Source organism: Jidongwangia harbinensis (genome assembly GCF_020216025.1).
GTDB lineage: Bacteria > Actinomycetota > Actinomycetes > Mycobacteriales > Micromonosporaceae > Actinoplanes > Actinoplanes harbinensis.
Genome location: NZ_JAIWNC010000005.1, coordinates 325,281 through 351,644, shown reverse-complemented (window position 1 = coordinate 351,644; position 26,364 = coordinate 325,281). Strand labels below are relative to the sequence as shown.

Genomic DNA, 26,364 nt, shown 5'->3' with positions numbered 1-26,364 from the left:
GCGGACTCCAGGGGAGAGAGGGGACTACTGCGCCGCGGCCCGGCGGAGCCTGCGCCGCTGCCAACTGGTGCGGATCGAGGTGGCGATGTTGGGTAGCAGGACGGAGGCCACGAGCAGGACACCCGTGACGATGTTCAGCGCCTGGCCGGAGACGTCCTCCAGGCGCAGGGCGTTCTGCAGCGCGGCGAGCAGCACCACACCGGCCAGGACCCCGGGCAGCGTGCCCTTGCCGCCGAAGATGGAGACGCCGCCGAGCAGCACGGCCGCCACCACCGCGAGTTCCAGTCCGGCGCCGTTGTCGGCCCGGGCGCTGGAGTAGCGCAGCGTCCACAGCACCCCGGCCAGTCCGGCGACCGCGCCGCTGAGGACGTACAACCAGAATGTGGTCCGGGCGACGCGGATGCCGGAGAAGTGTGCGGCCTGGGCATTGGCGCCGATCGCGAACAGCGATCGGCCGAACGGGGTGGCGTGCAACGCCACGCCGAAGAGCACGGCCAGGACCACCAGCGGGATGCCGACGTTGGGGATCGGCGTGCCGCCGATCGTGCCGGTGACCCAGCCGGTGAACGCGAGCGGGAAGTCCGCCACCGCGCCGTCGCCCAGCACCACGAACGCCAGCCCGCGATACAGCGCCAGCGTGCCGATGGTGACCGCCAGCGACGGCAGGCCGAGCGCGGTGACCAGGAAACCGTTGACCACGCCCAGCACCGCGCCGAGCAGCACGCAGATTCCGATGATCGACTCGAGGCTCAGGCCGTTGTTCCAGAGCAGTCCCATCACCGCACTGCACAGGCCCAGCGTGCTGGCCACCGACAGATCGATCTCGCCGGTCACGATGATCAGCGTCATCGGCAGCGCCACCAGCGCGATCGGCAGCAGGTCCAGCACCAGGAACGTGGCGTTGCGGCTGGTGCCGAAGTTCTCCACCACACCGGCGGCGGTCACCAGCACCACCACGGTCAGCAGCACGACGAGGACGTCCCAGCTCGCGACGCGCCTGCGCAGATCAGACATGCGAGTCCCGCTTCCGCAGCGAACCGGCGATCCGCACCGCGACCAGGCGGTCCGCGCCGATGGCCAGCACGATCAGGGCGCCCACGATGGCCTGCTGCCAGAACTGGTTGATGTCCAGCACGGCCAGCGCGCTGCCGATGACGGTGAGCAGCAGCGCGCCCAGGCCCGCACCCCACACCGTGCCGCTGCCGCCGAAGACCGCCACGCCGCCGACCACCACGGCGGCCACCACGTTGAGTTCGTAACCGGTGCCGGCCGCGGCGTCGACCGTGCCGAACCGGGCCGCGAACAGCACCCCGGCCAGGCCGGCCAGGGCGCCGCTGAGCAGGAACGCGCCGATCGTGTTGCGGGCGACCCGGATGCCGGCCAGTTCCGCCGCCTGGGGACTGGAGCCCATCGCGTACATCTCGCGGCCGAGCCGGTAGTTGCGCATCATCAGCGAGACCCCGCCGATCACCACCACGGCGATCAGGACCAGCCACGGTACGCCGAGGATCGAGTCGTTCGCGAAGCGCAGGAAGTGCGGCGGCAACTCGTCCGCGTTGACCTGCTGACCGCCGGCCCAGGAGTAGGTGACGCCGCGGTAGATGTACAGCGTGCCGAGCGTGACCACCAGCGCGGGCACCCGGCCGTACCGCACCAGGACGCCGTTGAGCAGGCCGCAGGCCGCGCCCACCGCCAGCCCGGCCAGCAGCGCCACCACGATCGGCAGCGACGGGTTCGCGCTCATCAGGGTGGCCACCCCGAACGCGCTGACGGCGAGCACCGAGCCGACCGAGAGGTCGATGTTGCGGGTGATCACCACGACCGCCTGACCGGCCGCCATGACGGCGAGGATGGCCGTGTTGAGCAGGATGTCGCGGATGCTCTGCCCGGACAGGAAGCGCGGATTGCCGGCCGCGGTGTAGGCGACCAGCGCGGCGAGCGCGAGCACGATGCCCAGCTCGCGGGCCCGCAGCAGACCCTGCAGGGCAGCGGCCGGGGCGGTGGCCAGGCTGCTCACGGTGCCGTCACCGGCCGGCCCATCGCGGCGTACATGACGGACTCCTCGGTGGCCTCGGCCCGGGTGAGCTGCGCGGTGACGCGGCCCTCGCGCAGCACCACCACGCGGTCCGCCATGCCGAGCACCTCGGGCAGCTCCGACGAGACCATGACGATGGCCAGGCCGTCGGCCGCGAGCGACGACATCAGCCGGTGCACCTCGGCCTTGGTGCCGACGTCGATGCCCCGGGTGGGCTCGTCCACGATCAGCAGCTTCGGACTGGTGGCCAGCCACTTGGCCAGCACCACCTTCTGCTGGTTGCCGCCGGAGAGCGTGCCGACGCTGTCGGAGAGCCGGCCCAGCTTGGTCTGCAGTCGCCGGGTCCAGGTGCCGGCCTCCCGGCGTTCCCGGCCGCCCCAGAGCAGGCCCAGCCGGGACAGCTTGCGGGCCCGCGGAAGCGTCACATTGCGCTCGATCGACAGGTCCATGACCAGGCCCTGCTGGCGGCGGTCCTCCGGGACCAGCGCCATGCCGGCGGTCATCGCGGCGCGCGGGGAGCGGGGCGGCAAGGGCCGGCCGAAGAGCCGTACCGCGCCGGTGTCGTAGCGGTCCACCCCGAACACGGCCTGCATCACCTCGGACCGGCCGGCGCCGACCAGGCCGGCCAGCGCGACGATCTCACCGGCGCGTACCTGGAAGGAGACGTCCGCGAAGACGCCCGCCCGGCCCAGGCCGTCCACCTCGAGCACCACGTCGCCGGGAGTCACGTCCTGCTTGGGGAAGAGTGCGCTGAGGTCGCGGCCGACCATCCGGCGGATCATGTCGTCCACGGACAGCCCGGCGACCTCCTCGGTGCAGACGTGCCGTCCGTCCCGCAGAATCGTCACCCGCTGGCAGAGCGCCGTGACCTCCTCGAAGCGGTGCGAGATGAACATGATCGCGGCGCCCTCGTCGCGCAACGAGCGCACCACCGCGAACAGGCGGTCCACCTCGACCGCGGTGAGCGCGGCGGTGGGCTCGTCCATCACCAGGATCCGGGCGTCACTGGACAGCGCCTTGGCGATCTCCACGATCTGCTGGTCGGCGATGGACAGACCGCGGGCCGGCCGGTCCGGATCCAGGTGTACGCCGAGCCGGCCGAAGAGCCGTTCGGCGTTGGCGTGCCTGGCCCGGCGGTCGATCTGCCGCAACCGGGTCAGCGGCTGGTTGCCCATCGCGATGTTCTCCGCGACGGACAGGTCCGGAAAGAGCATGGGCTCCTGGTAGATCACCGCGATGCCGGCCGCCTTGGCGTCCGCCGGCCCGGTGAACTCGACGTCCGCGCCGCGCACCCGGAGCGTGCCGGTGTCCGGCCGGTGCACGCCGGCGAGCATCTTGACGATCGTGGACTTGCCGGCGCCGTTCTCCCCGACCAGCGCGTGGGCCTCACCGGCGAGCAGCGGAAAGCTGACCCCCTGCACGGCCGCGACCGCACCGAAGGACCTGGTCACGTCCACGACCTCGAGCAGTGCCGTCACCGGTTCACCTCCGCCGCCTTTGAAATGTTTCAGACGAATGAAACGACGGTAGGTGGCGCCGATCACAGCTGTCAAGGACCATCCTGGAGCTCGTGCTCTCCGGCGCCGGATGATGCCGTAGCATGACCTTTCAAACGTTTCAATGCGAGGAGTTCGCCAGGCATGTCGAGTCGTCAGCCGCTCAACGGCCGGACGCCGTCCGTCAAGGACGTCGCCGCAGCGGCGGGGGTGTCCCTGGGCACCGTCTCCAACGTGATGAACCGTCCCGAGATGGTCTCCGCCGGCACCCGCGAGCGGGTCGAACGGGCGATGCTCGAGCTGGGCTTCGTCCGCAACGAATCGGCCCGCCAACTACGCGCCGGCACCAGCCGCACCCTGGCCTACGTGATGCTCGACGGCACCAACCCGTTCTTCCACGATGTCGCCCAGGGCATCGAACTCGCCGCCGAGGACGCCGACCTGTCCCTGTTCATCTGCAACAGCAACGGTCGCACCGAACGCGAAGAGGTACACCTGGACCGTTTGATGCAGCAACGCGTCCAGGGCATCCTGATCACCCCCGTCCATCCCGACGCGGCGGCCCTCGACGAGGTCGCCCGGCGCGGCATCCCGATCGTGGTGGTGGACCGCACCCCCAGCTCCGGCGCCTTCTGCTCGGTGGCCGTCGACGACGTCCTGGGCGGCCGCCTCGCGGTGGAGCACCTGATCGAACGCGGCCACACCCGGGTGGCGTTCCTCGGCGGCCCGGAATCCATCGGTCAGGTCTGCGAACGCCTCCAGGGTGCCCGGGAGATCTGGGCCGAGAGCGGCCTCCCCGCCGACGACCTGATTCACCTGCCCACCGCCGCGCTGACCGTCGGCGAAGGCCGGGCCGCCGGGGAACGGCTCGCCGGCCTGCCCGCGCGCCGCCGGCCCACCGCCGCGTTCTGCGCCAACGACCTGCTCGCGCTCGGGCTCCTGCAACAGACCGTCGGAGCCGGCCAGCGGGTCCCCGAGGACCTGGCCATCGTCGGGTACGACGACATCGAGTTCGCCGCGGCGGCCGCCGTGCCGTTGACGTCGGTGCGGCAGCCCCGGCAGGAACTGGGACGGGCGGCGGCGCAGCTGGTGCTGGACGAGGCGACCAACCCCCAGCACGAGCACCAGCAGGCGACGTTCATCCCGGAGCTGGTGGCGCGGGTGTCCACCGCCCGGCAGGTCGGCTGAGGTCCCGGCGCGGCTCCGGTCACGGGAAGCGGACGTCTCCGGCCGCGGTCGGACGAGCGCCCCGGGCCTCGGCCAGGACGGCTGCGCCGCAAGGCCCGCCAGGACGGCTGCGCCGCAAGGCCCGCCAGGACGGCTGCGCCGCAAGGCCCGCAGGGGCGGGCGGTCGTCCGCCTCGGCCCTTGACCGGACCTGGGGGAGGCCGTAACGTTACCGCCACTGTGAAACGTTTCATAGCGTCGAACGTGGGGCCTTCATGACCGCAGTACGCGACCTGCTCGCCCGCAGCAACCGGCTCGGTGCCGACCCGCGCACCACCAACTACGCCGGCGGGAACACGTCCGTGAAGGGCGCCGGCATCGATCCGGTCACCGCCGCACCGGTCGACCTGCTCTGGGTCAAGGGATCAGGCGGGGACCTCGGCACGCTCACCGAGGCCGGGCTCGCCGTGTTGCGCCTGGACCGGCTGCGGGCACTGGCCGGGGTCTATCCGGGCGTCGACCGCGAGGACGAGATGGTCGCCGCGTTCGACTTCTGCCTGCACGGCCGGGGCGGTGCGGCGCCGTCCATCGACACCGCCATGCACGGCCTGGTCGACGCCGCGCACGTGGACCACCTGCACCCCGACTCGGGCATCGCGCTGGCCACCGCGGCCGACGGGCCGGCGCTCACCAAGGAGATCTTCGGCGACCGGGTGCTCTGGGTGCCGTGGCGCCGCCCCGGATTCCAGCTCGGCCTCGACATCGCCGCCGTGCAACGGGCCCATCCGCAGGCCATCGGCGTCATTCTGGGCGGGCACGGGATCACCGCGTGGGGCGCCACCAGCGACGAGTGTGAGCGGCACTCCCGCGAGATCATCGACTCCGCAGCGGCGTACCTGGCCGAGCGCGGCCGGCCGGACCCGTTCGGGGCGCTGGTGCACGAGCCGCTGCCCGCGGAGGTACGCCGGGAGCGGGCCGCCGCTCTGCTCCCGGTGCTGCGCGGGCTGGCGTCGACCGACCGTCCGCAGGTTGGCCACCACACCGACAGCGAGGTGGTGCTCGACTTCGTCGGCCGGGAGCGGATGCCGGAGCTGGCCGCGCTGGGCACCTCGTGTCCGGACCACTTCCTGCGTACCAAGGTGAAGCCGCTCGTCCTCGATCTGGCGCCGGACGCGCCGCTGGACGCGGTCGAGGCCCGGCTGCGCGAGCTGCACGCCGCCTACCGGGACGACTACCGCGCCTACTACACGCGACACGCCACTGCGGACAGTCCCGCCATGCGCGGTGCCGACCCGGCGATCGTCCTGGTGCCGGGCGTGGGCATGGTCAGCTTCGGGGCCGACAAGCAGACCGCGCGGGTGGCCGGCGAGTTCTACCTCAACGCGATCAACGTGATGCGCGGCGCCGAGGCGGTTTCCACGTACGCGCCGATCGACGAGGCGGAGAAGTTCCGGATCGAGTACTGGGCGCTGGAGGAGGCGAAGCTGCAACGGCGGCCGAAGCCGAAGCCGCTGGCGACCCGGATCGCGTTCGTCACCGGGGCCGGCTCCGGCATCGGGCGGGCGATCGCGCTGCGGCTGGCCGCCGAGGGCGCCTGTGTGGTGGTGGCGGACCGGTCGGCGGAGTCGGCCGCCACGGTCGCCGCCGAGATCGGCGGTCCGGACGTGGCGCTGGCGGTGCAGGCCGACGTCACGTCCGCGGACGCGGTGAGCCGTGCCCTGCGCGACACCGTGCTGGCGTTCGGCGGGGTCGACCTGGTCGTCAACAACGCCGGCCTGTCCATCTCGAAACCGTTGCTGGAGACCACCGAGGAGGACTGGGACACCCAGCACGACGTGATGGCGAAGGGTTCGTTCCTGGTCTCCCGGGAGGCCGCCCGGGCGCTGATCGCACAGGGCATGGGCGGCGACATCGTCTACATCTCCAGCAAGAACTCGCTGTTCGCCGGGCCGAACAACGTGGCCTACGGCGCCACCAAGGCGGACCAGGCGCATCAGGTGCGGCTGCTCGCCGCCGAACTCGGCGCGCACGGCATCCGGGTCAACGGCATCAACCCCGACGGGGTGGTACGCGGTTCCGGCATCTTCGCCGGCGGCTGGGGTGCGCAGCGTGCCGCGGTCTACGGCGTACCCGAGGAGCGGTTGGGCGAGTTCTACGCCCAGCGCACGCTGCTCAAGCGGGAGGTGCTGCCGGAGCACGTGGCCAATGCCGTCTTCGTCCTGACCGGCGGCGAGCTGTCGCACACCACCGGGCTGCACGTGCCGGTGGACGCCGGTGTGGCGGCGGCGTTCCTGCGATGACCGGGGGCGCGTTCGCCGCGGTCGACCTCGGCGCGTCCAGCGGGCGGGTGATGGTGGGCCGCGCCGGGCCGGACACGCTGGAGTTGAGCGCCGTGCACCGGTTCCCGAACGAGCCGGTGGCGGTGGGCGGCACGCTGTACTGGGACGTGCTGGCGCTGTACCGCGGGGTGCTCGCCGGACTCCGCGCGGCCGGCGCGGTGACCAGCATCGGCATCGACTCGTGGGCGGTCGACTACGGGCTGCTCGACGGGACCGGGGCGCTGCTCGGCAATCCGGTGCACTACCGCGACGCGCGCACCGACGGCATCCCGCAGGGGGTGGCCGGAATCGTCCCGGACGACCGGCTGTACGCCCGCACCGGCCTGCAGAAGCTGCCGTTCAACACGCTGTACCAGCTGGTCGCCGCGGCGGGCACGCCCCAGCTGGCGGCGGCGGAGCGGTTGCTGCTGATGCCGGACCTGATCGCGTACTGGCTCACCGGGGTGGCCGGCGCGGAGCGGACCAACGCCTCCACCACCCAACTGCTCGATCTGCGGACCGGTGACTGGGCCCGGTCGCTGATGGCCGAGCTGGGCATCCGGCCGTCGCTGTTCCCGGAGTTGTGCGCGCCCGGTGACCGGATCGGGCCGGTCCGCCCCGGCGTGCTGCCGCACCCGGCGGACGTGCTGGCGGTCGGCTCGCACGACACCGCGTCCGCCGTGGTGGGCGTGCCGGCCGGCGGTCCGCACTTCGCGTACATCTCGTGCGGCACCTGGTCGCTGGTGGGGGTGGAACTGGACGCGCCGGTGCTGACCGAGGCGAGCCGGCTGGCCAACTTCACCAACGAGGGCGGTGTCGACGGCACCGTGCGCTACCTGCGCAACGTCATGGGGCTGTGGCCGCTGCAGGAGTGCATGCGCGCCTGGGGGGATCCGGACATCACCGGCCTGCTGCGCTCGGCCGCGGCCGAACCCGGCCGCACCGCGGTGGCCGACCTCGACGATCCCGGGTTCCTGCCGCCGGGCGACATGCCGGCGCGGGTGGTGGCGGCTGCCGGCCTGCCCGCGGACGCCACGCCGGCGCGGATCACCCGGTGCATCCTGGACAGTCTGGCGCTGGCCCACCGCCGTGCCGTGCGCCGGGCCCAGGAGCTGTCCGGGCGGCACGTCGACGCGGTGCACATCGTCGGTGGCGGCGCGCGCAACGACCTGCTCTGCCGGCTCACCGCGGACGCCTGCGGGCTGCCCGTGCTGGCCGGCCCGGTGGAGGCCACCGCGCTCGGCAACGTGCTGGTCCAGGCCCGGGCCGCGGGGGTGGTCGGCGGGGATCTCGCGGCGATGCGGGCGCTGGTGCGGCAGACTCAGCGCATCGTCCGGTACCAGCCCGGCGGGAACGCCGCCGCCTGGCTGGCCGCGGAGCGGCGGGTGGGGGTGTGAGATGCGGATCGCGTTGTTCGTGACCTGCCTGGCCGACACCATGTTCCCGGCCGCCGCGCAGGCGACCGTGCGGCTGCTGGAGCGTCTGGGCCACGAGGTGGTCTTCCCGGCGGAGCAGACCTGCTGCGGGCAGATGCACATCAACACCGGCTATCAGAAGGACGCCGTTCCCCTGGTACGCCGGCACGTGCGCACGTTCGCGGGGTACGACGTGGTGGTCGCGCCGTCCGGGTCGTGCGTCGGATCGGTGCGTCACCAGCACGCCATGGTGGCCGCGGCGGCCGGTGACGAGGGACTGGCGGCCCGCGCGGGCGACGTGGCGGCACGCACCTACGAACTGTCCGAGCTGCTGGTGGACGTGCTCGGGGTGGAGGATGTGGGCGCCTACTATCCGCACCGGGTCACCTACCACCCGACCTGCCATTCGCTGCGGGTGCTGCGGGTCGGCGACAAACCGGTGCGGCTGCTGCGCCGGGTCCGCGGGCTGGACCTGGTGGAGCTGCCGGCGGCCGACCAGTGCTGCGGCTTCGGCGGCACGTTCGCGGTGAAGAACGCGGACACCTCGACCGCGATGCTGACCGACAAGATGCGGCACGTCCTCGCCACCGGCGCCGATGTGTGCACGGCCGGCGACGCCTCCTGCCTGATGCACATCGGTGGCGGCCTGTCCCGGCTGCACACCGGGGTGCGCACGGTCCACCTGGCGGAGATCCTCGCCGCGACGGAGGCGGCCCGATGACCCGCCGCACCTTCCTGGGGATGCCGGGCCCCCGCGACGGCGGGCCCGGGGAGCACCCGGTCACCGCGCCCCGGGGCGTCGGGCATCTGCGGGGCGACGAGTCGTTCCCGGCCGCGGCCCGCAAGGCGCTCGCCGACCCGCAGCTGCGCCGCAACCTGGCCCATGCCACCACCACGATCCGCGGCAAGTCGGCCCGGGTGATCGCGGAGCTGCCGGACTGGCAGCAGCTCCGGGACGCCGGGTCGGCGCTGAAGGCGGACACCATGGCCCGGCTGCCCGAGCTGCTGGAAGAGCTGGAGGCCGCGGTGACCGCCGCGGGCGGCGTGGTGCACTGGGCCACCGACGCGAACCAGGCGAACCGGATCGTCGCCGACCTGGTCCGGGCCACCGGTGCGGACCGGGTGATCAAGGTCAAGTCGATGGCCACCCAGGAGATCGGCCTGAACGAGGCGCTGCAGGAGGCCGGCGTCACTCCGGTGGAGACCGACCTGGCCGAACTCATCGTCCAGTTGGGCGACGACCGGCCGAGCCACATCCTGGTGCCGGCCATCCACCGGAACCGGGCGGAGATCCGGGAGATCTTCCTGCGCGCGATGCCGGGGGTGGACCCGGGGCTCACCGACGAACCGGCCGTGCTGGCCGCCGCAGCGCGCCGCTACCTGCGCGAGACGTTCCTGCGCACCCCGGTGGCGGTGTCCGGTGCGAACTTCGCGATCGCCGAGACCGGCACGCTGGCCGTGGTGGAGTCCGAGGGCAACGGGCGGATGTGCCTGACCCTGCCGGACACGCTGATCACGGTGATGGGTATCGAGAAGGTGGTGCCGACGTGGCAGGACCTGGAGGTCTTCCTGCAGCTGCTGCCGCGGTCCTCGACCGGTGAGCGGATGAACCCGTACACGTCGATGTGGACCGGGGTGACGCCGGGCGACGGCCCGCAGAACGTGCACCTGGTGCTGCTCGACAACGGGCGCAGCGCGGTGCTGGCGGACCCGGCGGGACGGCAGGCGCTGCACTGCATCCGGTGCTCGGCCTGCCTGAACGTGTGCCCGGTGTACGAACGGACCGGCGGGCACGCGTACGGCTCGGTGTATCCCGGACCGATCGGCGCGGTGCTCTCGCCGCAGCTGACCGGGGTGCCGGACAACGCCTCGCTGCCGTACGCGTCGTCGCTCTGCGGCGCGTGTTACGACGCCTGCCCGGTCCGGATCGATATTCCGTCGATGCTGGTGCACCTGCGCAACCAGGCGCCGCATCCCCGCACCGAGTCGGCGGCGATGGCGGCCGCGGCGTACACGATGGACCGCCCGCGCCTCTATGCGGCCGCGCAGCGGGCCGCCCGGCTGACCCGGTTGGCCGGCCGCCGGGGCCGGGGGCTGCCCCCGCCGCTCACCGGATGGACCGCCAGCCGCGACCTGCCGGATCCGCCGCCGGAGACGTTCCGGGACTGGTGGGCGCGGCGATGAGCGCCCGGGACGAGGTGCTCCGCCGGGTCCGGGCCGCGCTCGAGGACAGCCCGGCACCCGGCCCGGTGCCGCGGGCGTACCGCCGTGAGTTTCCACCGGCCGATCTGACGCTGCTGGTGGAGCGGCTGGTGGACTACCGTGCCGTGGTACACCGTGGCGATCCGGTGGCGGACGTCGTCGCGGAGCTGGTCACCGGCACGCTGGTGGTGCCGCCCGGCATCGACCCGGACTGGCTGCCGTCCACGGTGGACGTGCGGCGCGACGACGGGCTCCCGGCCGGCCTGCTGGCGACCGTGGACGCGGTGCTCACCGCGGCTGCCGTGGCGATCGCCGAGACCGGGACGATCGTGCTGGACGGCTCGCCGGACCAGGGCCGCCGGATCATCTCGCTCCTGCCGGACCTGCACGTCTGCGTGGTCCGGCCGGAGCAGGTGGTGGCTTCGGTGCCGGAGGCGCTGGCCCGGCTGGACCCGCGCCGGCCGCTCACCTGGATCAGCGGGCCGTCCGCCACCAGCGACATCGAACTCAACCGGGTCGAGGGAGTGCACGGTCCGCGGAACCTGCACGTGATCCTTCTCGAGGCCGGGGCGTGACTGTCGTACCCCTGGCGTAGCTTCCGAGGCATGACTATCGCTGTCACCACACCCACCGGACACGTCGGCTCCCGCGTCGTGCACCTGCTGGTGCAGGCCGGGGTGCGGCCGGTCGTCCTGGTCCGCGATCCCGACCGGCTCGACCCCGCGCTCCGCGAGCTGGTCGACGTCGCCCGCGGCGACCTCACCGACGCCGACTTCGTCGGCGCGGCCACCCGGGGCGCCGAGGCGCTGCTCTGGGTGACACCGGATTCCGTCATGGCGGCCGATCCGGTGGCCGAGATGACCCGGATCGGCGCCAACGGCGCGGCCGCGGTGCGGGCCAACCGGATCGCCCGCACCGTGCTGATCAGCAGCGTCGGCGCCGAGCGCCGGCACGGCGTCGGCCTGATCGACGGCCTGGCCCGCAGCGAGGAGGCGCTGGCCGCCGCCGGCGGCAGCCTGCTGATCCTGCGCTGTGGGTTCTACTTCACCAACCTGCTCGCCGGCCTGGACGAGTTGCGTGCCGGCACGCTCACCACCACGATGTCCGCCGACACCCCGCAGCCCTGGGTGGATCCGCGGGACGTCGGCGAGGTCGCCGCGGCCCGCCTGCTGGCCACCGACTGGTCCGGCGTGGCGGTGCAGGCGGTGCACGGGCCGGCCGATCTGACCTGGCGGCAGGCGGCCGGCGTGGTGGCCGCCGCGACCGGCCGGCCGATCGACCTGCGCGTCGTCTCCGACGCCGACCTCCGCGCCGGGCTGGTCGCCGCGGGCCTGTCCGAGGCCGCGGCCGACGCGATGGTCGGCATGACCGTCGGGCTCCGGGACGGCTACGTCCCGGAGCAGCTCCGGAGCCCGGCGAGCGCCACCCCGACCACGCTGGAGTCCTGGGCCTATGCCGTGTTGCGCCCGCTGCTGCGGTGACGTCCTATCCGGCCGGTCGCTCGGGCAGCAGCCGCTCCTCGTGGTCCAGTTCGCGCTCCAGCGTGCGCAGTTCCGCGTCGCTCAGCATGCTGGCGTCCCGCCAGCGCAGCAGTTCCTCGCGCTGGGCGTCGATGACCGCACGGCGCACCATGAGCGCGGCCTCATACTGCGGGGACTGCGGCACCTCGTTCGAGTCGCTCTGCTCGATCAGGTCGAGCCGCCGCTGGTACCGCTCCATCCGCTGGCCGAGCAGCCGGCGCATGTTCTCGATCGCCTCGTCCTCGACGTGGTCGTGCTGCTCCTGCTGGATCTCGTCGAGCCGGTCCAGGGCGGCCCGCACCGACGCGGACCGGGCCTCGTTCCGGGCCCGGACCTTATCCGCCGCGTTGGCCCGCAGCCCCAGCCGGCGCACCAGCGGTCCGAACGTCAGACCCTGCCCGATCAGGGTCACCAGCACCACCACGAACGCGCAGAAGTGCAGCAGCTCGCGGTCCGGGAACCCGGCCGGCAGCGTGAAGATCGCCGCGAGGCTGATCACGCCGCGGGTCCCGGCCCAGCTCAGCACGATCACCTCCCGGCCGCTCAGCGGTTCCTCCCGTTGCCGGCCGCGGTCCATGCTGCCGGTGGGGCCGTCGGCGGCCTCGCCGCCCAGCCGGGCGTGCAGCGACCGGGGCAGCAACTGGGTCAGCAGCAGCCACAGCGGGCGCACCACCAGCACCACGCCGACCGAGATGGCCACCCCGATGACGATGGTGGAGGTCTCGTAGGCGGCCAGTTCGTCCACCACGGCCGGGAGTTGCTGGCCGATCAGCAGGAAGACGAAGCCCTCCAGCAGGAACTCCACGAACCGCCAGACCGCGGTGGTCTGCAGCCGGCTCGCACCGGTCGCGCTGCGCGGGGCGTCGTGCCCGATGATCAGACCGGCGACCACCACGGCGAGCACCCCGGAGACGTGGATGTGCTCGGCGGCCAGGTAGGCCACGAACGGGATGGCCAGCGAGACCGCGTTCGCACTCAGCGGGTCGTTGCGCAGCGTGCGGAGCAGCCGGACCACCCGGGCGATGACGACGCCCACGATCACGCCGCCCGCCGCCGAGATGACGAACTGTCCCACCGCCTCGGGGAACGAGAAGACGTCGCCGGTGGCCGCGGCGACCGCGACGCTGAGGATGGTCAGCGCGGTGGCGTCGTTCAGCAGGCCCTCGCCCTGCACCAGGGTCACCAGGTTGTTCGGCAGGCCGGCCCGTCGCCCCACGGCCAGCGCGGCGACCGGATCGGGCGGCGCCACCGCGGCCCCCAGCGCGACCCCGGCGGCGAGGGTCGCACCGGCCACCCAGAGCGAGAACCCGAGCCCGATCAGCAGCGCGTTGATGAGCACCAGCAGCACCGAGAGGCTGATCACGGTGCGCAGGTTCCGGCGGATGTCGATCAGCGACGAGTCCAGCGCGGCCGAGTACAGCAGCGGCGGGATGACCAGGGTGAGCACGAGTTCGGGGTCGAGGGAGACGTTCGGGCCGGGCAGGACGGCGTAGACGATGCCGGCGACGGTCAACAGGGCGGCGGCGGGCAGACCGGTGCGGGCGGCGATCCACCGCACGGCGACCACCACGACGACCGCGGCCAGGGCGAAAAACACGATTTCCTCGACATGCACCCGGCTATTCTCCAGGTCGCAGATGCCGGTCGTGTCACGTGCAGGCGGACAGCCCCTCCAGGACGCCACCACGGTAGGCGGCGATCCGGTCGAACGCGCTCACCGACGGGTCCCGCGCGGCCCGGTCGAACGCCACCAGCGCGGTCACCGCCTCGTCCAGGTCGCCGGGCGAGAGCCGGATCGGTGCGTCCTGGCCGCGGGTCAGCAGGTCGTTCGCCCACGTGCCGGAGAGGCAGTCCACCGCCAGCTGGCCGGCCCGGCCGTCCGTGGTGGCGCCCCGGCGGTCCTGCACCGCGCGGGCGAACAGGTCGCCGATCAGCACGCCGACCGCGTTGTCGCCGATGCGTTCGTACAGGGCGGGAGCCAGCCGGCCGGCGTCGAACGCGGCGAAGTCCGCGGCCGGGCAGTAGAACGCGCCCTCGGTGGTGGGGTCCGGGTCGGTACAGTCCGGCGGCGCGGCGTCGAACGCCACCACCCGCAGCGGCTGCCACGACCGGTCGGCCAGCTGCGGGAAGGCTCGCTGCCAGTACGCCTGGGCGTCCTCGCCGAGCGTGTTGATCGCCTGCGGGTACGGCAGGTTGCCCCCGGTGGCGGCCTCCTCCTCGTCGCGGAACGGCACCTCGGTGACCGGCAGGTTCCCGGCCCGGTAGGTGGCGCACCGGTCCGCGCCCTGCTCGACCCCCTCCTGGTACGCCCGGATCCGGTCGAACGCATTGCCGTGCGCCTGCGGTGCCAGGGCCGGGGTGCCGGGCTCGTCGCGCAACAGCAGCAGGCCGCCGACCGTGTTGTCCAGCTGGGCGGTGGTGATGTTCCGGAACGCGGTGGACCGGCCGGCCAGCGCGTCGCCGACCCACGCCCCGGCGTAACAGTCCGCCTGCTGCTCCAGCACCACGGTGGGCTGGCCGGTGACGCGGAGCCGGGCCTGGACGGCGTGCCCGTACTCGTGTGCCATCACGACGCCGACCAGCAGCGGGCCGAACTCGTCGTGGAGCCGCGGGATCAGCGTCTCGGCGTCCCACGCGATGAAGTCGCCGGCCGGGCAGTAGAACGCGTTCGGCTGGTACTGGGTCGGCTCGTCGCCGCACGCGGGCGGCGGGTTCCGGCGGGTGTACGGGTGGTATCCGCCACGCACCGGCTGGAAACGCTCGCCGTCGCTGAGCGCCGGAAACGCCGTGGCCCAGAACCGCTCGACGTCCCGCAGCGCCTGCGGCACCAGGTCGGCGGAGACCGACGACGGCGGGGACTGGCCGGGGTCCGGGAACACCCGGGAGACGTCGCAGCCGGTCAGCAGGACGAGCAGCACCGCGGCGACGAGGGGGTGGGCGCGCATGCCGGGCGGGTACCCGGAAGACGCCGGTTTTAACGAGGGGCGCCCGGGCAACTCATCGACCGTGGAGCAGGAACCGGACCTGGCGGAGGAACTGCGCTGGGACGCCGCGGTGGTCGACCTGATCCGCCGTACCCAGCTGGCGCAGCCCGACGAACTCGTGGCCGAGCTGAACGCGGCCGTGCGGCCACTCGGCATCGCCGTCACGGTGTATCTCGTCGATCATGAGCAGGAACAGCTCTGGCCGTTGCCGGAGCGCGGCAAGCCGACCCCGCCGGCGCTGAGCATCGACGGCAGCCTGGCCGGCCGGTGCTTCACCGGCGTACGCACCTACGCCTCGCGCGACGACATCGAGCCGTACCGCCTCTGGGTGCCGATGGTCGACGGCAGCGAGCGGCTGGGCATCGCCGAGGTCGTCGCCCAGCGGCCGCCGGCCGACGCCGAGAGCTTCCGGCGCCGGTGCGAGACGCTGATGGGCCTGCTCGGGCACCTCGTCGCGGTGAAGTCCCCGTACGGGGACTCACTCCACCGGGTGCGGCGTACCCGGCCGATGTCGCCGGCCGCCGAACTGATGCTGCACCTGTTGCCGCCGCTGACCTTCAGCTGTCACCGCATGGTGATCAGCGCCGTGCTCGAGCCCTGTTACGACGTGGGCGGCGACGCCTACGACTACGCGGTGGACGACCAGATTGCCCGGTTCATGGTGTTCGACGCCATGGGCCGGGGCCTGAAGGCCGGACTGACCTGTACGGCGGCGCTGGCGGCGACCCGGGCGGCGCGGCGCGACGGAAGGGATCTGTCCGCGATGGCCCGCGCGGCCGACGCCGCTCTGCAGGAGCAGTTCGCGGATCTGCGCTTCGTCACCGGCGTGCTGGCCGAACTGGACCTCGACACCGGCGTCCTGCGCTACCTCAACGCCGGTCACCCGCCGCCCATCCTGCTGCGTCAGGGCAAGGCGGTGCGGGCGCTCCGTGGCGGGCGGCGGCTCCCGCTCGGCATCGAGGACGACGGCTTCGAGGTCGGTGCGGAGGTTCTGGAGCCGGGTGACCGGCTGCTGCTGTACACCGACGGCATCACCGAGGCGTACGACCGCAGCGGCGAGCGCTTCGGGCTGGACCGGCTCACCGATCTGGCCACGCAGGGCATGAACGCGCTGCTGCCGGCGCCGGAGACGCTGCGCCGGCTCGCCCACACGGTGCTGGAGCACCAGGGTGGCCGGCCCTCCGACGACGCCACCCTGATGATCGTCGAATGGTCGGCCGACGCGGCGGAACGGACGCAGCCATGAGTGAACTCGCCGTGGACGTCGCCGAACGCGACGACGTCGTGATCATCACGGCCTCCGGTGTGCTCGACCTGGGCAGCGCCGCCGGCCTGCGGGCGGCGCTGGACGCCGCGGTGGCACACGACCGGCCGCGCGTGGTGGTGGCACTGGACGCGGTCACCTTCGTCGACTCCACCGGCCTCGCGCTGCTGGTGACCGGCGACCGGTGCGCGCGGGACGGCGGCGGCTGGATGCGGATCGCCGGTCCCGGCGCTCAGCTGCGGCGAATGCTGGACATCACGAACCTGGACCGGCGGCTGGCGGTGTACGACGACGTGGCCGCGGCCGTGCAGGGCTCAGGACAGTAGGTTCCAGACGTTCGTGATGTCGAGCACCGTGCGGACCGCCGGCACCGGGTCCCGGACCTGGAACGTGGCACCGTTCGTGCCGGCCAGCCGGTACGCCGAGAGCAGCGCGCCGACCCCGGACGAGTCGATGAACCCGACGTGCCGCAGGTCGACCTCCACGCGGCCGCCGTCCGCACCTCGTACCGCCTGTTCCAGCGCGGCCTGCAACCGCGGGGCGGTGTCGCGGTCGACCTCGCCGTTCGGCGTCACCACGACGGCGTCGCCCACTCGCTCGCTTATGCAGTCGAAGTGCATCATTCCTCCTCGCGGGCCAGCCTGACACCACACCCGCCGACGTGCAACGAACCGCCCGCACGGCGAACGCCGAGTGACCTCCGGCATACCGGAGGTCACTCGGCGTCGTGGTGCGTGCCGGTCAGTACCGGTAGTGATCCGGCTTGTACGGCCCTTCGATGTCCACGCCCAGGTACTCGGCCTGCTTCTTGGTGAGCGTGGTGAGGCGCACGCCGAGCGCGTCCAGGTGCAGCCGCGCCACCTTCTCGTCCAGGTGCTTGGGCAGCACGTACACCTCCTTGGCGTACTCGCCGGGCTTGGTGAACAGCTCGATCTGGGCCATCACCTGGTTGGTGAACGAGTTCGACATGACGAAGCTGGGGTGGCCGGTGGCGTTGCCCAGGTTCATCAGCCGGCCCTCGGAGAGCACGATGACGGAGTGGCCGTCCGGGAAGCGCCACTCGTGCACCTGCGGCTTGATCTCGATCTTCTCGACGCCCGGCACCTTGGCGAGGCCGGCCATGTCGATCTCGTCGTCGAAGTGACCGACGTTGCCCACGATGGCGTTGTGCTTCATCGCGGCCAGGTGGTCGGCGGTGATGATGTCGGTGCCGCCGGTGGTGGTGATGAAGATGTCGGCCTCGGAGATCACGTCTTCGATCCGGACCACCTGCATGCCGTCCATCGCCGCCTGCAGAGCGCAGATCGGGTCGATCTCGGTGACCACCACGCGGGCGCCCTGGCCGCGCAGCGTCTCCGCCGAACCCTTGCCGACGTCGCCGTAGCCGCAGACCACGGCCAGCTTGCCGCCGAGCATCACGTCGGTCGCCCGGTTCAGGCCGTCGACCAGCGAGTGCCGGATGCCGTACTTGTTGTCGAACTTGCTCTTGGTGACCGCGTCGTTGACGTTGATCGCCGGGAAGAGCAGCTCACCGGTCTTGGCGAACTTGTAGAGCCGGGCCACGCCGGTCGTGGTCTCCTCGGTGACGCCCTTGATGTCGGCGGCGATCCGGGTGAACCGCTGCGGGTCCGACTCGATGCTGCGACGCAGGGTGTCGAGGATGATCGTGTATTCGTGGTTGTCCTCGGCGGTGGTCGCGGGGACCGCGCCGGCCAGTTCGAACTCCCGGCCCTTGTGCACCAGCAGGGTGGCGTCGCCGCCGTCGTCCAGGATCATGTTCGGACCCTGGCCGTCACCGAAGTCGAAGAGCTTCATGGTGCACCACCAGTACTCCTCGAGCGTCTCGCCCTTCCAGGCGAAGACCGGCGTGCCGGCCGGCTGCTCGGCGGTGCCGGAGCCCACCACGACGGCCGCGGCGGCCTCGTCCTGGGTCGAGAAGATGTTGCAGGAGACCCAGCGCACGTCGGCGCCGAGCGCGACCAGCGTCTCGATCAGCACGGCGGTCTGCACGGTCATGTGCAGCGACCCGGCGATCCGGGCCCCGCGCAGCGGCTGGGCGTCGGCGTACTCGGCGCGGATCGACATCAGGCCGGGCATCTCGTGCTCGGCGAGACGGATCTGGTGGCGACCGGCCTCAGCCAGGGACAGGTCGGCAACGGCGAAATCGACGCCGTTGAGTTGCTGGAACTTATCGGACATGGAGAAGGGCACCCCCTTCGACAGGAGGCGCCCTTGCGAGTATCAACGCGGGCCGAGCGTGGCGGATCGTGGATCCGTCGCAGCGCCTCTCGACCGACGTCCCTACACAATAACCGAACTTTTCCGGGTTGTGCTGTCCGGTTCCGGGCCGGCCGTTCGTCACCGGAGTGAAATCACAGATCAGAGGGGGTACGACATGAAGTACATGATGTTCGTCTGCACCGACATCGAGCCGGAGACCGACGAGTCCCGCGTGCCCGACATCCACGCCTGGGTGGCCGACACCGACGCCCGCGGCCAGCGGGTCGAGGGCAGCGTGCTGGCGTCGCCGGCGGCCGCCACCACGGTCCGCGTGCGCGGCGGCGAACTGCTGGTCTCGGACGGCCCGTTCGCCGAGACCAAGGAGGTGATCGTGGGCTTCGACATCCTCGAGTGCGCCGACCTGGACGAGGCCATCGCGGTGGCCCGGGCGCACCCGATGGCCTGGACCGGCCGGCTGGAACTGCGCCCGTTCGCGGACCTCGACGACGGCCCGCGTGACTGACCGGGCCGTCGCCGAGGCGGTCGCCGCGGCCGGCGCGGACGGGTACGCGCGCATCGTCGCCGCACTCATCCGCGTCACCGGCGACTGGACGCTGGCCGAGGACAGCGCGCAGGAGGCACTCGCCTCGGCGCTGGAACGGTGGCCGGCGGACGGCGTGCCCGCGAACCCGGGCGGCTGGCTCATGACGGTGGCCCGGAACCGGGCGATCGATGTGCTCCGCCGCGCCTCGGTGGAGCGGCGCAAGTTACGCCAGGTCGCGATGCTGGCCGAGCCGGCGTCCGGGGACGAGCCGGAAGCGGAGGACGAGGTGGTGGACGACCGGTTGCGGCTGATCTTCACGTGCTGCCACCCGGCGCTGGCGATCGAGGCGCGGGTGGCGCTCACCCTGCGTACCGTGGTGGGGGTCCCGACCGGGGAGATCGCCCGGGCGTTCCTGGTCAGCGAGGCGACCATGACGCGCCGGCTGACCCGGGCCAAAACCAAGATCGCGCAGGCCCGGATCCCGTACCGGGTGCCCACCGGGCCGGCGCTGACCGAGCGGCTGCCGGGTGTGCTGGGAGTGCTGTACCTGCTGTTCACCCGCGGTTACGACGCCGACGGCGAGCCGGCGTTCGCGGACGAGGCGGTCCGCCTGGCCGGGCTGCTGGAGCGGCTCATGCCGGCCCAGCCGGAGGTGTCCGGCCTGCTGGCGTTGTTCCTGTTCCAGCACTCCCGGCGGGACGCCCGCCGGGACGCCGAGGGCAACCTGCTGACCCTGGACCGGCAGGACCGGTGCCGGTGGGACGGCGCCGCGATCGCGGCCGGGCGGGCGGCGCTGGGCCGGGCGCACGGCGACGGCCCGTACGTGTTGCAGGCCCGGATCGCCGCCGCCCATGCCACCGCCGAGTCGTCCGCGGACACCGACTGGTCCGCGATCGCCGACTGCTACGACCGCCTGGTCCGGGTGCAGCCCACGCCGGTGGTCGCGCTGAACCGCGCGGTGGCGCACGGCTTCGCCGACGGCCCGACCGCCGGGTTGCGGCTGCTGGCCGAGGCGCGGGCCGGCGGCGGGCTGGCGGACTATCCGCTGGCGGTGGCCGCGGAGGCGGAGCTGATCGCGCGCGGCGGTGACCCGGACCGGGCCGCCGACCTGTTCCGCCAGGCCGCCGCGCTGGTCCGGTCCGAGCCGGAACGCCGGGCGCTGAACGCCCGCGCCGACGAGCTGGACACCGGCGGGTGACTGGTTAGTCACCCGGGGTGGCGACTCGCCGATCACGGTTTGGCGTGGCCTCCACGGGGCAACGCCAGGGTTCGTGGAAGCTGGGCATGTGATCGACGGCCGGTACCGGCTCGCGAGTCGTCTCGGCGCGGGCGGCATGTCCGTGGTGTGGCGCGCCCACGACGAGGTGCTCGGCCGGGACGTCGCGGTCAAGGTGCTCTCCCCGGACCTGGCCGCGAACCCGGACACGCTGCGCCGCATCCGGCTCGAGGCGCGCGCCGCGGCCCAGTTGCGCCACCCGCACGTGGTGGAGGTGCACGACTACGGCGAGACCACGGACGGCGACGGCAAGCCCCTGCCGTACGTGGTGATGGAGTTGGTCGAGGGGCGTTCGCTGGCCCAGCTGCTGACCGCCGGCGCGCTGCCGTGGCGTCTCGCCGTGCTGGTCGGCGCGCAGGTCGCCGCGGCCCTGGCGGCGGCGCACGCCCGCGGCATCGTGCACCGCGACGTCACGCCGAACAACGTCATGGTCACCGCGTCCGGCGTCAAGCTGGTCGACTTCGGCATCTCGGCCACCGTGGGCGAGGCGGACAGTTCGGCGGAGGGCATCCTCGGCACTCCCGCCTACCTGGCGCCGGAGCGGCTGGACGCCGGCCAGGTCCGGCCCGCCACCGACGTGTACGCGCTCGGCCTGCTGCTCTACCGGATGCTCGCCGGGCGCCTGCCGTGGGCGGCCGGCACCACCACCCAGATGCTCATCGCCCACCGCTACACCGAGCCGGAGCCGCTGCCCACCGTCGCGGAGCTGCCGGAGGCGGTGGTCGACCTGTGCCGGCGTTGCCTGACCAAGAAACCGGGTGGCCGGCCGGCCGCCGGGGAGGCCGCGGACCTGCTCGGCGAGGCGGTCGGGCTGGGCACCGTGCCGACCCTGTCCGGCGCGCTGGACTCCGCCCCGGCACCGGCCGGGCTCGACCTCTCCACCGTGCTCCACCCGCTCACCGTGCCCACCGAGGCCACCCCGGCGGTGCAGTCGGCCGTGCCGGCGCGGCGGGTGGCCGCCTCGGCGCTGGCCTTCGGGCGGCGCCGGCGGGTCCTGGTCGCGGCCGGCACGTTCACCGCCGTCACGGCCACCGCCGCGGTGGTCTGGGCCGGCAGCCTGTCCGGACCGGAACCGGGCGACACCGCGGTGGCCGCCGCCGCGGGCCCGGTGGCGGACCTGCGCTGCACGGTCCGGTACGCGGTCCGCAGCGCCACCGCCGGGCGCTCCGCCACGGCGGTCACCGTGCTCAACACCGGTGCCGCACCGGCCGGCGCGTGGACACTGAGGTTCGCGCTGGCCGAAGGGCAGCGGCTGACCCGTGGCTGGTCCGCGGACTGGCGCCAGGACGGCCGTACCGTGCAGGTGAGCGGGACCGGGCTGACCCCGGGACGCGAGGTGCGCACCGGCTTCGACGCCGACTACCGCGGGGTCAACGCGCTGCCCGCGCAGTTCCGGGTCAACGGCACGCTGTGCACGGCCGAGCTGTCCATGGCCGGCGTGACCACGCCGTCCGCCCGGCCGGTGGTCAGGCGGGTGACGCCGCCCCGGACCGGCGGGCAGGCCGCCGCCGACCAGAAGGCCGAGCGGGTGGTCAAGGAGGTCGCGAAGAAGGCGAAGGCCAAGCCCGGCAAGGCCAAGGGGAAGCACAAGGGCCCGGGTAAGGGCTGAGGCGTCAGCGCGCGGCGAGCTGGGACGTCGCGTGCACGGTCCGGGCCGACCAGCGCATCGCGTCCAGGTAGCTGCCCACCAACCGGTCGGTGTCGCCCATCCGGGCCACCGCACGCAGGTTGCCGGCCTCGTACGCGTCCACCACCTGCAGCACCCGGCCCAGCGACCCGCCGCGCTCGGCCAGCGCGATCTTGAGTTCGGCGGCCAGCGGCAGCTGGTCCGCCAGCGCGGCGTTCGACAGCCCGAGCAGGTCGGCGACGCCGCTGATCAGCCCGGCCATGAACGCGGAGTCGGCCGGCGCGCTCAGCATCGGCGCCACGTTCTCGCTCAGCCGGGCCCGGGTCAGCGCCGCGATCATCTGGTCGTCGGTCGCCTCGGCGACGTCGTCGATGACCATCAGCATGGACCACTGCCGGATCTGGGCCAGGCCGACCAGCACCACCGCCTGGCGGACCGAGGAGATCCGGCTGTTGCCGCCGGCCGCCGCCGAGTTGCAGGCGCGCAGCACCCGCAGCGACAGCGCCGGATCGCTCGCCACGATCGACAGGATGGTCTCCAGGTTGGCGTCCGGGGAACTCAGCGCGCCGAGCAGTTCCAGCCGGCGCAGCCGGGACGGGGTGAGGCTGGCCGCGGAGAGCACCTGTGGCCGGCTCAGCGCGTACCCCTGGCGCAGTTCGAGGTCGTACCGGTCGGCCAGGGCCAGCTGCGCGGCGGTCTCCAGCCGTTCCGCGACGATCTGCACCCCCGGGTACCGGCGGATTCCCGCCACCACCTCGCCGAGGCCGCTCAGGTCGCCGTCGAGAAGATCGAGTTTGACGTACGAGGCCAGCCCGAGCAGCTGTTCGTGACCGGAACCCCAGACGAAGTCGTCCAGGGCGATCCGGTATCCGTTCGCGGCCAGCGCCGTGACGCCGGCGATCACCGCGTCGTCGACCTGGACCGTCTCCAGCACCTCCAGCACCATCCGGTCCGGCCCGAACGGCACGGTCAGTTCGCCGGTGAGGAACTCCCGGGTGAGGTTGATGAAGCACAACCGGTCACCGGCCACCTCGCCGATGCCGAACTCGGTGAACGCGTTCACGATGACCTGGCTGGTCGCATAGGTGTCCTGGCGCCCCGCCTCGACCGCGTCGACGCTGCCCCGGAACAGCAGTTCGTACGCGACCACGTCGCCGCTCCGATCGAAGATCGGCTGCCGTCCGACGTGCACGAGATGGGCGCCCGGCGCATTGGTCACCGAGGAGTTCACGCGCTCCCCATCGGCACCCGGGGTAGGCACTTAAGAGTTCGGTGCGAGCCACCACGGGCTGGAGTAGGCGATGCCCCAGTGGTTGCCGGGATGCCCGTCCGGACCCGGCACCGGGTTGGCCTGGGCCGGGTCGGCGATCCGCAGCACCACCCAGTCGCCGTCCGCGACGTCGAGCGGCACGGTGAACCGGGTGACCCGGCCGGCCACGATCTCCACCACGTCGGCGACCTCGGGCGCCTTCCGGCCCGGCCGTAGCACCTGCGCGTGCAGTGGCTTGTCCCGCCACTCCGGGCCGCGGTCCAGGTCCAGCGCGAAGCGGACGTCACCGCGGGCGAGCGGCAGCAGGCCACCCATCCGTACGCCGTTCGCCTGCGCGTCCAGCCGCAGGCCGGACACCCGGGTGGCGAAGAACCGCCGCGCCCGCATCGCCTCCAGCACCCCGGCGCGGGTGTGCTGCGCGACCCAGAGGCCGGTGCGGCCCTTGCCCTCCGGGAACCCCCAGTCCGGCCCGTGCTCGTCGGTCACCCCGGTCAGGCCGGTGCGCCAGCCCGCGTTCAGACAGGTCACCAGCGGTGAGGCGTCGCCGTCGGCCCACCCCTCGAACAGGTAGTCGTCGCCCCGGTTGAACATCTCCAGCCCGACCATCTGGTCCCGCACCGCGGCGTCGTACGCGAAGTCGCGGAACCGCAACCACTCCCGGCCCGGATGGTTGAAGCCACCGATCCCGCCGGTCCGGCCGATCCACTCGTAGAGGCCGCCCAGGCTCGTGGAGTCGTCCAGCGCGGTGTAGTCGCCGGTGAACCAGACGTTGACGTGGCCGAGCAGCGGATGCGACCACTCGAAGCCGCGGATCGCGGTGAACGCGCCCGGTTCGTCGGCCGCGTCGGCCAGCTCGCCGGTCAGGTCCCAGTCGGCGCGGTTCAGCCCGCCGACGGAGAACAGCGTGGCGTGGTCGGTCAGCGCCGCCACGTCCAGCCCGGCCGAGCGCATCGACTCGTACGCCGCCGCCGGATCACCGCCGCCGTCCGACAGCAGCGTGTGGTTGTGCAGGTCGGCGTGCACCAGCGTGGTGCCCCGGCCCAGCGCCGACGCCCGGGCCGCCCCGGCGGTGCGGGCCGGGCGCGGGCCGGTGGCCAGCCGGGTGATCCCGGTCGGCGTGGTCTCCGGAGCGGCGGCCAGCAGGAGCAGACCACCCGCGCCGGCCCCGAGCACGGCACGACGGCTCGTTCCCCGGCGGGCCGGGCGAGCGTGGTCGTGAGCGGACATCACGATCCACGGTACGCGGGACCGGTCAGTGCGCCGGGTGCCGGGCCATCGCCTCGCCGTCCGCACACAGGTGCCGGCGGCACCAGGCGTCGCGGAGCAGCGGCGCCGCCCAGACGAGGGCCACTCCGCACGCCAGCACCGCCACCACCGCGTCGAAGCGGCCGTTCAGCAGCATCGCGACCAGATAGCCGCCGGCGACGACGGTGCGGGCGAGGAACGCGAAGCTCATGACCGGTCCTTTCCGGAGCAGTACAGGCGGGGATCGCCGGGTGGCAGCACCGGCGGCTCGGCGCGGGGCCGGGCGCGTGGTCGTACCGGAACGGGTCCCGGGCCCAGCGGCCGTCCGCCGCCAGTCGCAGCCGGCTCTGCGCCTCGGCCTGGCTGAACATGACGCTGAGATGCCCCGCACGGCGACCTGCCGGGGCCACCAGCTGGCCCGGGCGGGTCAAAGGTGCCGGCCGGGCTCACTTCGGCCGCCGGGGCAGGGACACCTCGACCGCCAGGCCGGACGGCGACAGCGCCCGGGCCCGCACCGAGCCGCCGTGCCGGGCGGCCAGGTGGCGGACCACCCACAGGCCCAGGCCGTTGCTGTCCGGCGGTGGCGTGCGCCGGTTCAGGGCCACGGTGAGGTCCCGGTTCGGGCGCCCGGCGTCGGCCACGGTGAGGCGCAGCCGGCACAGGTCGGTCCGGGCCCGCAGCCGGATCGGGGTGCCGGACGGCGCGTACGCGGCGGCGTTCGTCAACAGGTTGATCAGGATCTGCCGGAGGTGCTGCGGCGGAACCAGGCACCGGCCGGCGGACTGGGTGACCGCCACGGTCAACCGGTCGCCCGGCACCACCGCGGTGGCCGCCGGCAGCACCCGGTGCAACGGAACCGGATGCTCGGCCCCCGCGTCCAGGCCCTGCGCCGCCGCGGCGGCCTGCCGCAGCACCGCCTCCGCGTGCGACGCGTGCTCGGCGGCGAGCCGGGCCAGTTCGCTGTGCCGGGGCTCGGACCGGGTCGTCTCCAGCGCCCGGACCAGCGACGCCAGCGTGGCCATCGGCGGCCGGAGCTCGTGGCAGACACTGCGCAGCAACAGCAGCGCCGGATCCGGCGAGCGCCGGCGCCTCAACCCACGCATGACCGGGCCCGATCGGGGCAAGCCGCCCACATGGAGAAGGGGATGCGGATCGTGCTGGTCGACGACCATCCGTTGTTCGCCCGGGGACTGGAACTGCTGCTGCCCGAGGTGAGCGAGGGCCGGGCCACCGTGGCGGCGTCCACCGGGGACGCCGCCGCGGCCGCCGGGCTGGTCCGCCGTACCGTGCCGGATCTGGTCCTGGTCGATCTGCACATGCCGGCGCCGGGCGGCGTGCGGGCGATCGCGGCCATCCGGCGGACCACGCCGCGGGTGCGGATCGTGGCGATGTCCGGCGACGACGATCCGGCGCCGGCGCTGGATGCGCTGCGCGCGGGTGCCGAGGGCTTCCTGCCCAAGAGCAGCGAGGCCGCCGATCTGCTGCATCCGCTGCTGGCCGTCCTGGAAGGGTGGGCGGTGCTGCCGGCCGGGTTGCTGAGCGCGCTGCTGGCACCGTCCCGCGGCATCCGGCCGGCGCCCGCCGACCTCGACCCGGGCGAGCGCCAACTGCTGCAACTGATCGCGGCCGGGGCCACCACCACGGAGATCGCCCTGCAACTGCACGTCTCGGAACGCACCGTGAAACGGCTGACCGCGACGCTGCTGCGGAAGTTGCGGGTGTCCAGTCGCACCGAGGCAGCCGCGCTGGCCGGCAGTGCGGGCATCCTCTGACTCCACGACA

Annotated in this window: 24 protein-coding genes; 13 read left to right on the top strand and 11 right to left on the bottom strand. The window is 73.1% G+C overall.

The annotated features are described in order from the left end of the window. Positions 1-24: 24 nt before the first annotated feature. Genes LDL48_RS10255 through LDL48_RS10245 form a run of 3 tightly spaced genes read right to left on the bottom strand, consistent with a single transcriptional unit; the run spans position 25 to position 3,513 of the window. Positions 25-1,014, bottom strand: a complete 990-nt coding sequence (locus LDL48_RS10255; RefSeq protein ID WP_225254791.1) for an ABC transporter permease — start codon at positions 1,012-1,014, stop codon at positions 25-27. After that, entirely contained in the window at positions 1,007-2,017 is a 1,011-nt protein-coding gene (locus tag LDL48_RS10250; RefSeq protein WP_225254790.1) for an ABC transporter permease, read from the bottom strand. The genes LDL48_RS10255 and LDL48_RS10250 overlap by 8 nt, the downstream gene beginning before the upstream one ends. Next, positions 2,014-3,513 (bottom strand): sugar ABC transporter ATP-binding protein, encoded by a 1,500-nt coding sequence (locus tag LDL48_RS10245; RefSeq protein WP_225254789.1) that lies wholly within the window; start codon positions 3,511-3,513, stop codon positions 2,014-2,016. The genes LDL48_RS10250 and LDL48_RS10245 overlap by 4 nt, the downstream gene beginning before the upstream one ends. Before the next feature lie 162 nt (positions 3,514-3,675). Between LDL48_RS10245 and LDL48_RS10240 the strand changes: the two genes are divergently transcribed. From LDL48_RS10240 to LDL48_RS10210, 7 genes are all read left to right on the top strand, one after another. Next, complete coding sequence (locus LDL48_RS10240) at positions 3,676-4,719, top strand: LacI family DNA-binding transcriptional regulator (protein WP_225254788.1); 1,044 nt, start codon at positions 3,676-3,678, stop codon at positions 4,717-4,719. A gap of 253 nt (positions 4,720-4,972) precedes the next feature. Beyond that, positions 4,973-6,997, top strand: a complete 2,025-nt coding sequence (locus LDL48_RS10235) for a bifunctional aldolase/short-chain dehydrogenase (protein WP_225254787.1) — start codon at positions 4,973-4,975, stop codon at positions 6,995-6,997. After that, a complete protein-coding gene (locus tag LDL48_RS10230) occupies positions 6,994-8,412 on the top strand; it encodes a rhamnulokinase (protein WP_225254786.1) in 1,419 nt (472 codons plus the stop codon). Before LDL48_RS10235 ends, LDL48_RS10230 begins: the two co-directional genes overlap by 4 nt. 1 nt (position 8,413) lies before the next feature. Then, positions 8,414-9,151 (top strand): (Fe-S)-binding protein, encoded by a 738-nt coding sequence (locus tag LDL48_RS10225; protein WP_225254785.1) that lies wholly within the window; start codon positions 8,414-8,416, stop codon positions 9,149-9,151. Beyond that, a complete protein-coding gene (locus tag LDL48_RS10220) occupies positions 9,148-10,614 on the top strand; it encodes a lactate utilization protein B (RefSeq protein ID WP_225254784.1) in 1,467 nt (488 codons plus the stop codon). Before LDL48_RS10225 ends, LDL48_RS10220 begins: the two co-directional genes overlap by 4 nt. Continuing rightward, complete coding sequence (locus LDL48_RS10215; RefSeq protein ID WP_225254783.1) at positions 10,611-11,207, top strand: LutC/YkgG family protein; 597 nt, start codon at positions 10,611-10,613, stop codon at positions 11,205-11,207. Before LDL48_RS10220 ends, LDL48_RS10215 begins: the two co-directional genes overlap by 4 nt. A 30-nt stretch (positions 11,208-11,237) precedes the next feature. After that, on the top strand, positions 11,238-12,113 hold the full coding sequence (locus tag LDL48_RS10210; protein WP_225254782.1) for an NAD(P)H-binding protein: 876 nt from the start codon (positions 11,238-11,240) through the stop codon (positions 12,111-12,113). Positions 12,114-12,117: 4 nt separating this feature from the next. Here the strand turns inward: LDL48_RS10210 and LDL48_RS10205 are convergent, their stop codons facing one another. Further along, positions 12,118-13,767 (bottom strand): Na+/H+ antiporter, encoded by a 1,650-nt coding sequence (locus tag LDL48_RS10205; protein WP_225254781.1) that lies wholly within the window; start codon positions 13,765-13,767, stop codon positions 12,118-12,120. A 34-nt stretch (positions 13,768-13,801) separates the two neighbouring features. Then, positions 13,802-15,097, bottom strand: a complete 1,296-nt coding sequence (locus tag LDL48_RS10200; protein WP_225254780.1) for a neutral zinc metallopeptidase — start codon at positions 15,095-15,097, stop codon at positions 13,802-13,804. Between the two features lie 61 nt (positions 15,098-15,158). Between LDL48_RS10200 and LDL48_RS44440 the strand changes: the two genes are divergently transcribed. Both LDL48_RS44440 and LDL48_RS10190 read left to right on the top strand, forming a co-directional pair. Continuing rightward, positions 15,159-16,382 (top strand): PP2C family protein-serine/threonine phosphatase, encoded by a 1,224-nt coding sequence (locus LDL48_RS44440; protein WP_225254779.1) that lies wholly within the window; start codon positions 15,159-15,161, stop codon positions 16,380-16,382. Then, complete coding sequence (locus LDL48_RS10190) at positions 16,379-16,726, top strand: STAS domain-containing protein (RefSeq protein ID WP_225254778.1); 348 nt, start codon at positions 16,379-16,381, stop codon at positions 16,724-16,726. Before LDL48_RS44440 ends, LDL48_RS10190 begins: the two co-directional genes overlap by 4 nt. On the opposite strand, the gene LDL48_RS10185 is transcribed toward LDL48_RS10190, so the two are convergent. After that, positions 16,715-17,020 (bottom strand): STAS domain-containing protein, encoded by a 306-nt coding sequence (locus tag LDL48_RS10185; protein WP_225254777.1) that lies wholly within the window; start codon positions 17,018-17,020, stop codon positions 16,715-16,717. The two genes, LDL48_RS10190 and LDL48_RS10185, sit on opposite strands and share 12 nt — an antisense overlap. A 121-nt stretch (positions 17,021-17,141) precedes the next feature. After that, entirely contained in the window at positions 17,142-18,623 is a 1,482-nt protein-coding gene (ahcY, locus tag LDL48_RS10180; RefSeq protein ID WP_372472084.1) for an adenosylhomocysteinase, read from the bottom strand. Positions 18,624-18,795: 172 nt separating this feature from the next. Here ahcY and LDL48_RS10175 point away from each other — a divergent pair, with 172 nt between their 5' ends. From LDL48_RS10175 to LDL48_RS44435, 3 genes are all read left to right on the top strand, one after another. Continuing rightward, entirely contained in the window at positions 18,796-19,143 is a 348-nt protein-coding gene (locus LDL48_RS10175) for a YciI family protein (RefSeq protein ID WP_225254775.1), read from the top strand. Beyond that, complete coding sequence (locus LDL48_RS10170) at positions 19,136-20,362, top strand: RNA polymerase sigma factor (RefSeq protein ID WP_225254774.1); 1,227 nt, start codon at positions 19,136-19,138, stop codon at positions 20,360-20,362. Before LDL48_RS10175 ends, LDL48_RS10170 begins: the two co-directional genes overlap by 8 nt. 88 nt (positions 20,363-20,450) lie before the next feature. After that, positions 20,451-22,049, top strand: coding sequence for a serine/threonine-protein kinase (locus tag LDL48_RS44435; protein WP_225254773.1), 1,599 nt, complete (start codon positions 20,451-20,453; stop codon positions 22,047-22,049). Positions 22,050-22,053: 4 nt separating this feature from the next. Here LDL48_RS44435 and LDL48_RS10160 read toward each other — a convergent pair whose 3' ends face one another. The 4 genes from LDL48_RS10160 to LDL48_RS10140 all read right to left on the bottom strand — a co-directional run bounded on the left by LDL48_RS10160 (position 22,054) and on the right by LDL48_RS10140 (position 25,685). Continuing rightward, complete coding sequence (locus tag LDL48_RS10160; RefSeq protein ID WP_225254772.1) at positions 22,054-23,298, bottom strand: EAL and HDOD domain-containing protein; 1,245 nt, start codon at positions 23,296-23,298, stop codon at positions 22,054-22,056. 30 nt (positions 23,299-23,328) lie between these two features. Beyond that, entirely contained in the window at positions 23,329-24,564 is a 1,236-nt protein-coding gene (locus tag LDL48_RS10155) for a CehA/McbA family metallohydrolase (protein ID WP_225254771.1), read from the bottom strand. Positions 24,565-24,589: 25 nt separating this feature from the next. Further along, positions 24,590-24,793, bottom strand: coding sequence for a hypothetical protein (locus LDL48_RS10150; protein WP_225254770.1), 204 nt, complete (start codon positions 24,791-24,793; stop codon positions 24,590-24,592). 235 nt (positions 24,794-25,028) lie between these two features. Then, positions 25,029-25,685 carry a sensor histidine kinase gene (locus LDL48_RS10140; RefSeq protein WP_272493024.1) on the bottom strand — a complete coding sequence of 219 codons (657 nt, stop codon included), beginning with the start codon at positions 25,683-25,685 and terminating at the stop codon, positions 25,029-25,031. 42 nt (positions 25,686-25,727) lie between these two features. Here LDL48_RS10140 and LDL48_RS10135 point away from each other — a divergent pair, with 42 nt between their 5' ends. Next, the gene (locus LDL48_RS10135; RefSeq protein ID WP_225254769.1) at positions 25,728-26,354 is read left to right on the top strand and encodes a response regulator; all 627 of its coding nucleotides are present in this window, start codon (positions 25,728-25,730) and stop codon (positions 26,352-26,354) included. Positions 26,355-26,364 lie beyond the last annotated feature (10 nt).

Bases quoted from the DNA above. Each gene is read 5' to 3' on its own strand.
- LDL48_RS10255 (WP_225254791.1), bottom strand. From the start codon at position 1,014: ATGTCTGATCTGCGCAGGCGCGTCGCGAGCTGGGACGTCCTCGTCGTG.
- LDL48_RS10240 (WP_225254788.1), top strand. From the start codon at position 3,676: ATGTCGAGTCGTCAGCCGCTCAACGGCCGGACGCCGTCCGTCAAGGAC.
- LDL48_RS10235 (WP_225254787.1), top strand. From the start codon at position 4,973: ATGACCGCAGTACGCGACCTGCTCGCCCGCAGCAACCGGCTCGGTGCC.
- LDL48_RS10230 (WP_225254786.1), top strand. From the start codon at position 6,994: ATGACCGGGGGCGCGTTCGCCGCGGTCGACCTCGGCGCGTCCAGCGGG.
- LDL48_RS10225 (WP_225254785.1), top strand. From the start codon at position 8,414: ATGCGGATCGCGTTGTTCGTGACCTGCCTGGCCGACACCATGTTCCCG.
- LDL48_RS10220 (WP_225254784.1), top strand. From the start codon at position 9,148: ATGACCCGCCGCACCTTCCTGGGGATGCCGGGCCCCCGCGACGGCGGG.
- LDL48_RS10215 (WP_225254783.1), top strand. From the start codon at position 10,611: ATGAGCGCCCGGGACGAGGTGCTCCGCCGGGTCCGGGCCGCGCTCGAG.
- LDL48_RS10210 (WP_225254782.1), top strand. From the start codon at position 11,238: ATGACTATCGCTGTCACCACACCCACCGGACACGTCGGCTCCCGCGTC.
- LDL48_RS10200 (WP_225254780.1), bottom strand. From the start codon at position 15,097: ATGCGCGCCCACCCCCTCGTCGCCGCGGTGCTGCTCGTCCTGCTGACC.
- LDL48_RS10190 (WP_225254778.1), top strand. From the start codon at position 16,379: ATGAGTGAACTCGCCGTGGACGTCGCCGAACGCGACGACGTCGTGATC.
- LDL48_RS10185 (WP_225254777.1), bottom strand. From the start codon at position 17,020: ATGCACTTCGACTGCATAAGCGAGCGAGTGGGCGACGCCGTCGTGGTG.
- LDL48_RS10175 (WP_225254775.1), top strand. From the start codon at position 18,796: ATGAAGTACATGATGTTCGTCTGCACCGACATCGAGCCGGAGACCGAC.
- LDL48_RS10155 (WP_225254771.1), bottom strand. From the start codon at position 24,564: ATGTCCGCTCACGACCACGCTCGCCCGGCCCGCCGGGGAACGAGCCGT.
- LDL48_RS10150 (WP_225254770.1), bottom strand. From the start codon at position 24,793: ATGAGCTTCGCGTTCCTCGCCCGCACCGTCGTCGCCGGCGGCTATCTG.
- LDL48_RS10140 (WP_272493024.1), bottom strand. From the start codon at position 25,685: ATGCGTGGGTTGAGGCGCCGGCGCTCGCCGGATCCGGCGCTGCTGTTG.
- LDL48_RS10135 (WP_225254769.1), top strand. From the start codon at position 25,728: ATGCGGATCGTGCTGGTCGACGACCATCCGTTGTTCGCCCGGGGACTG.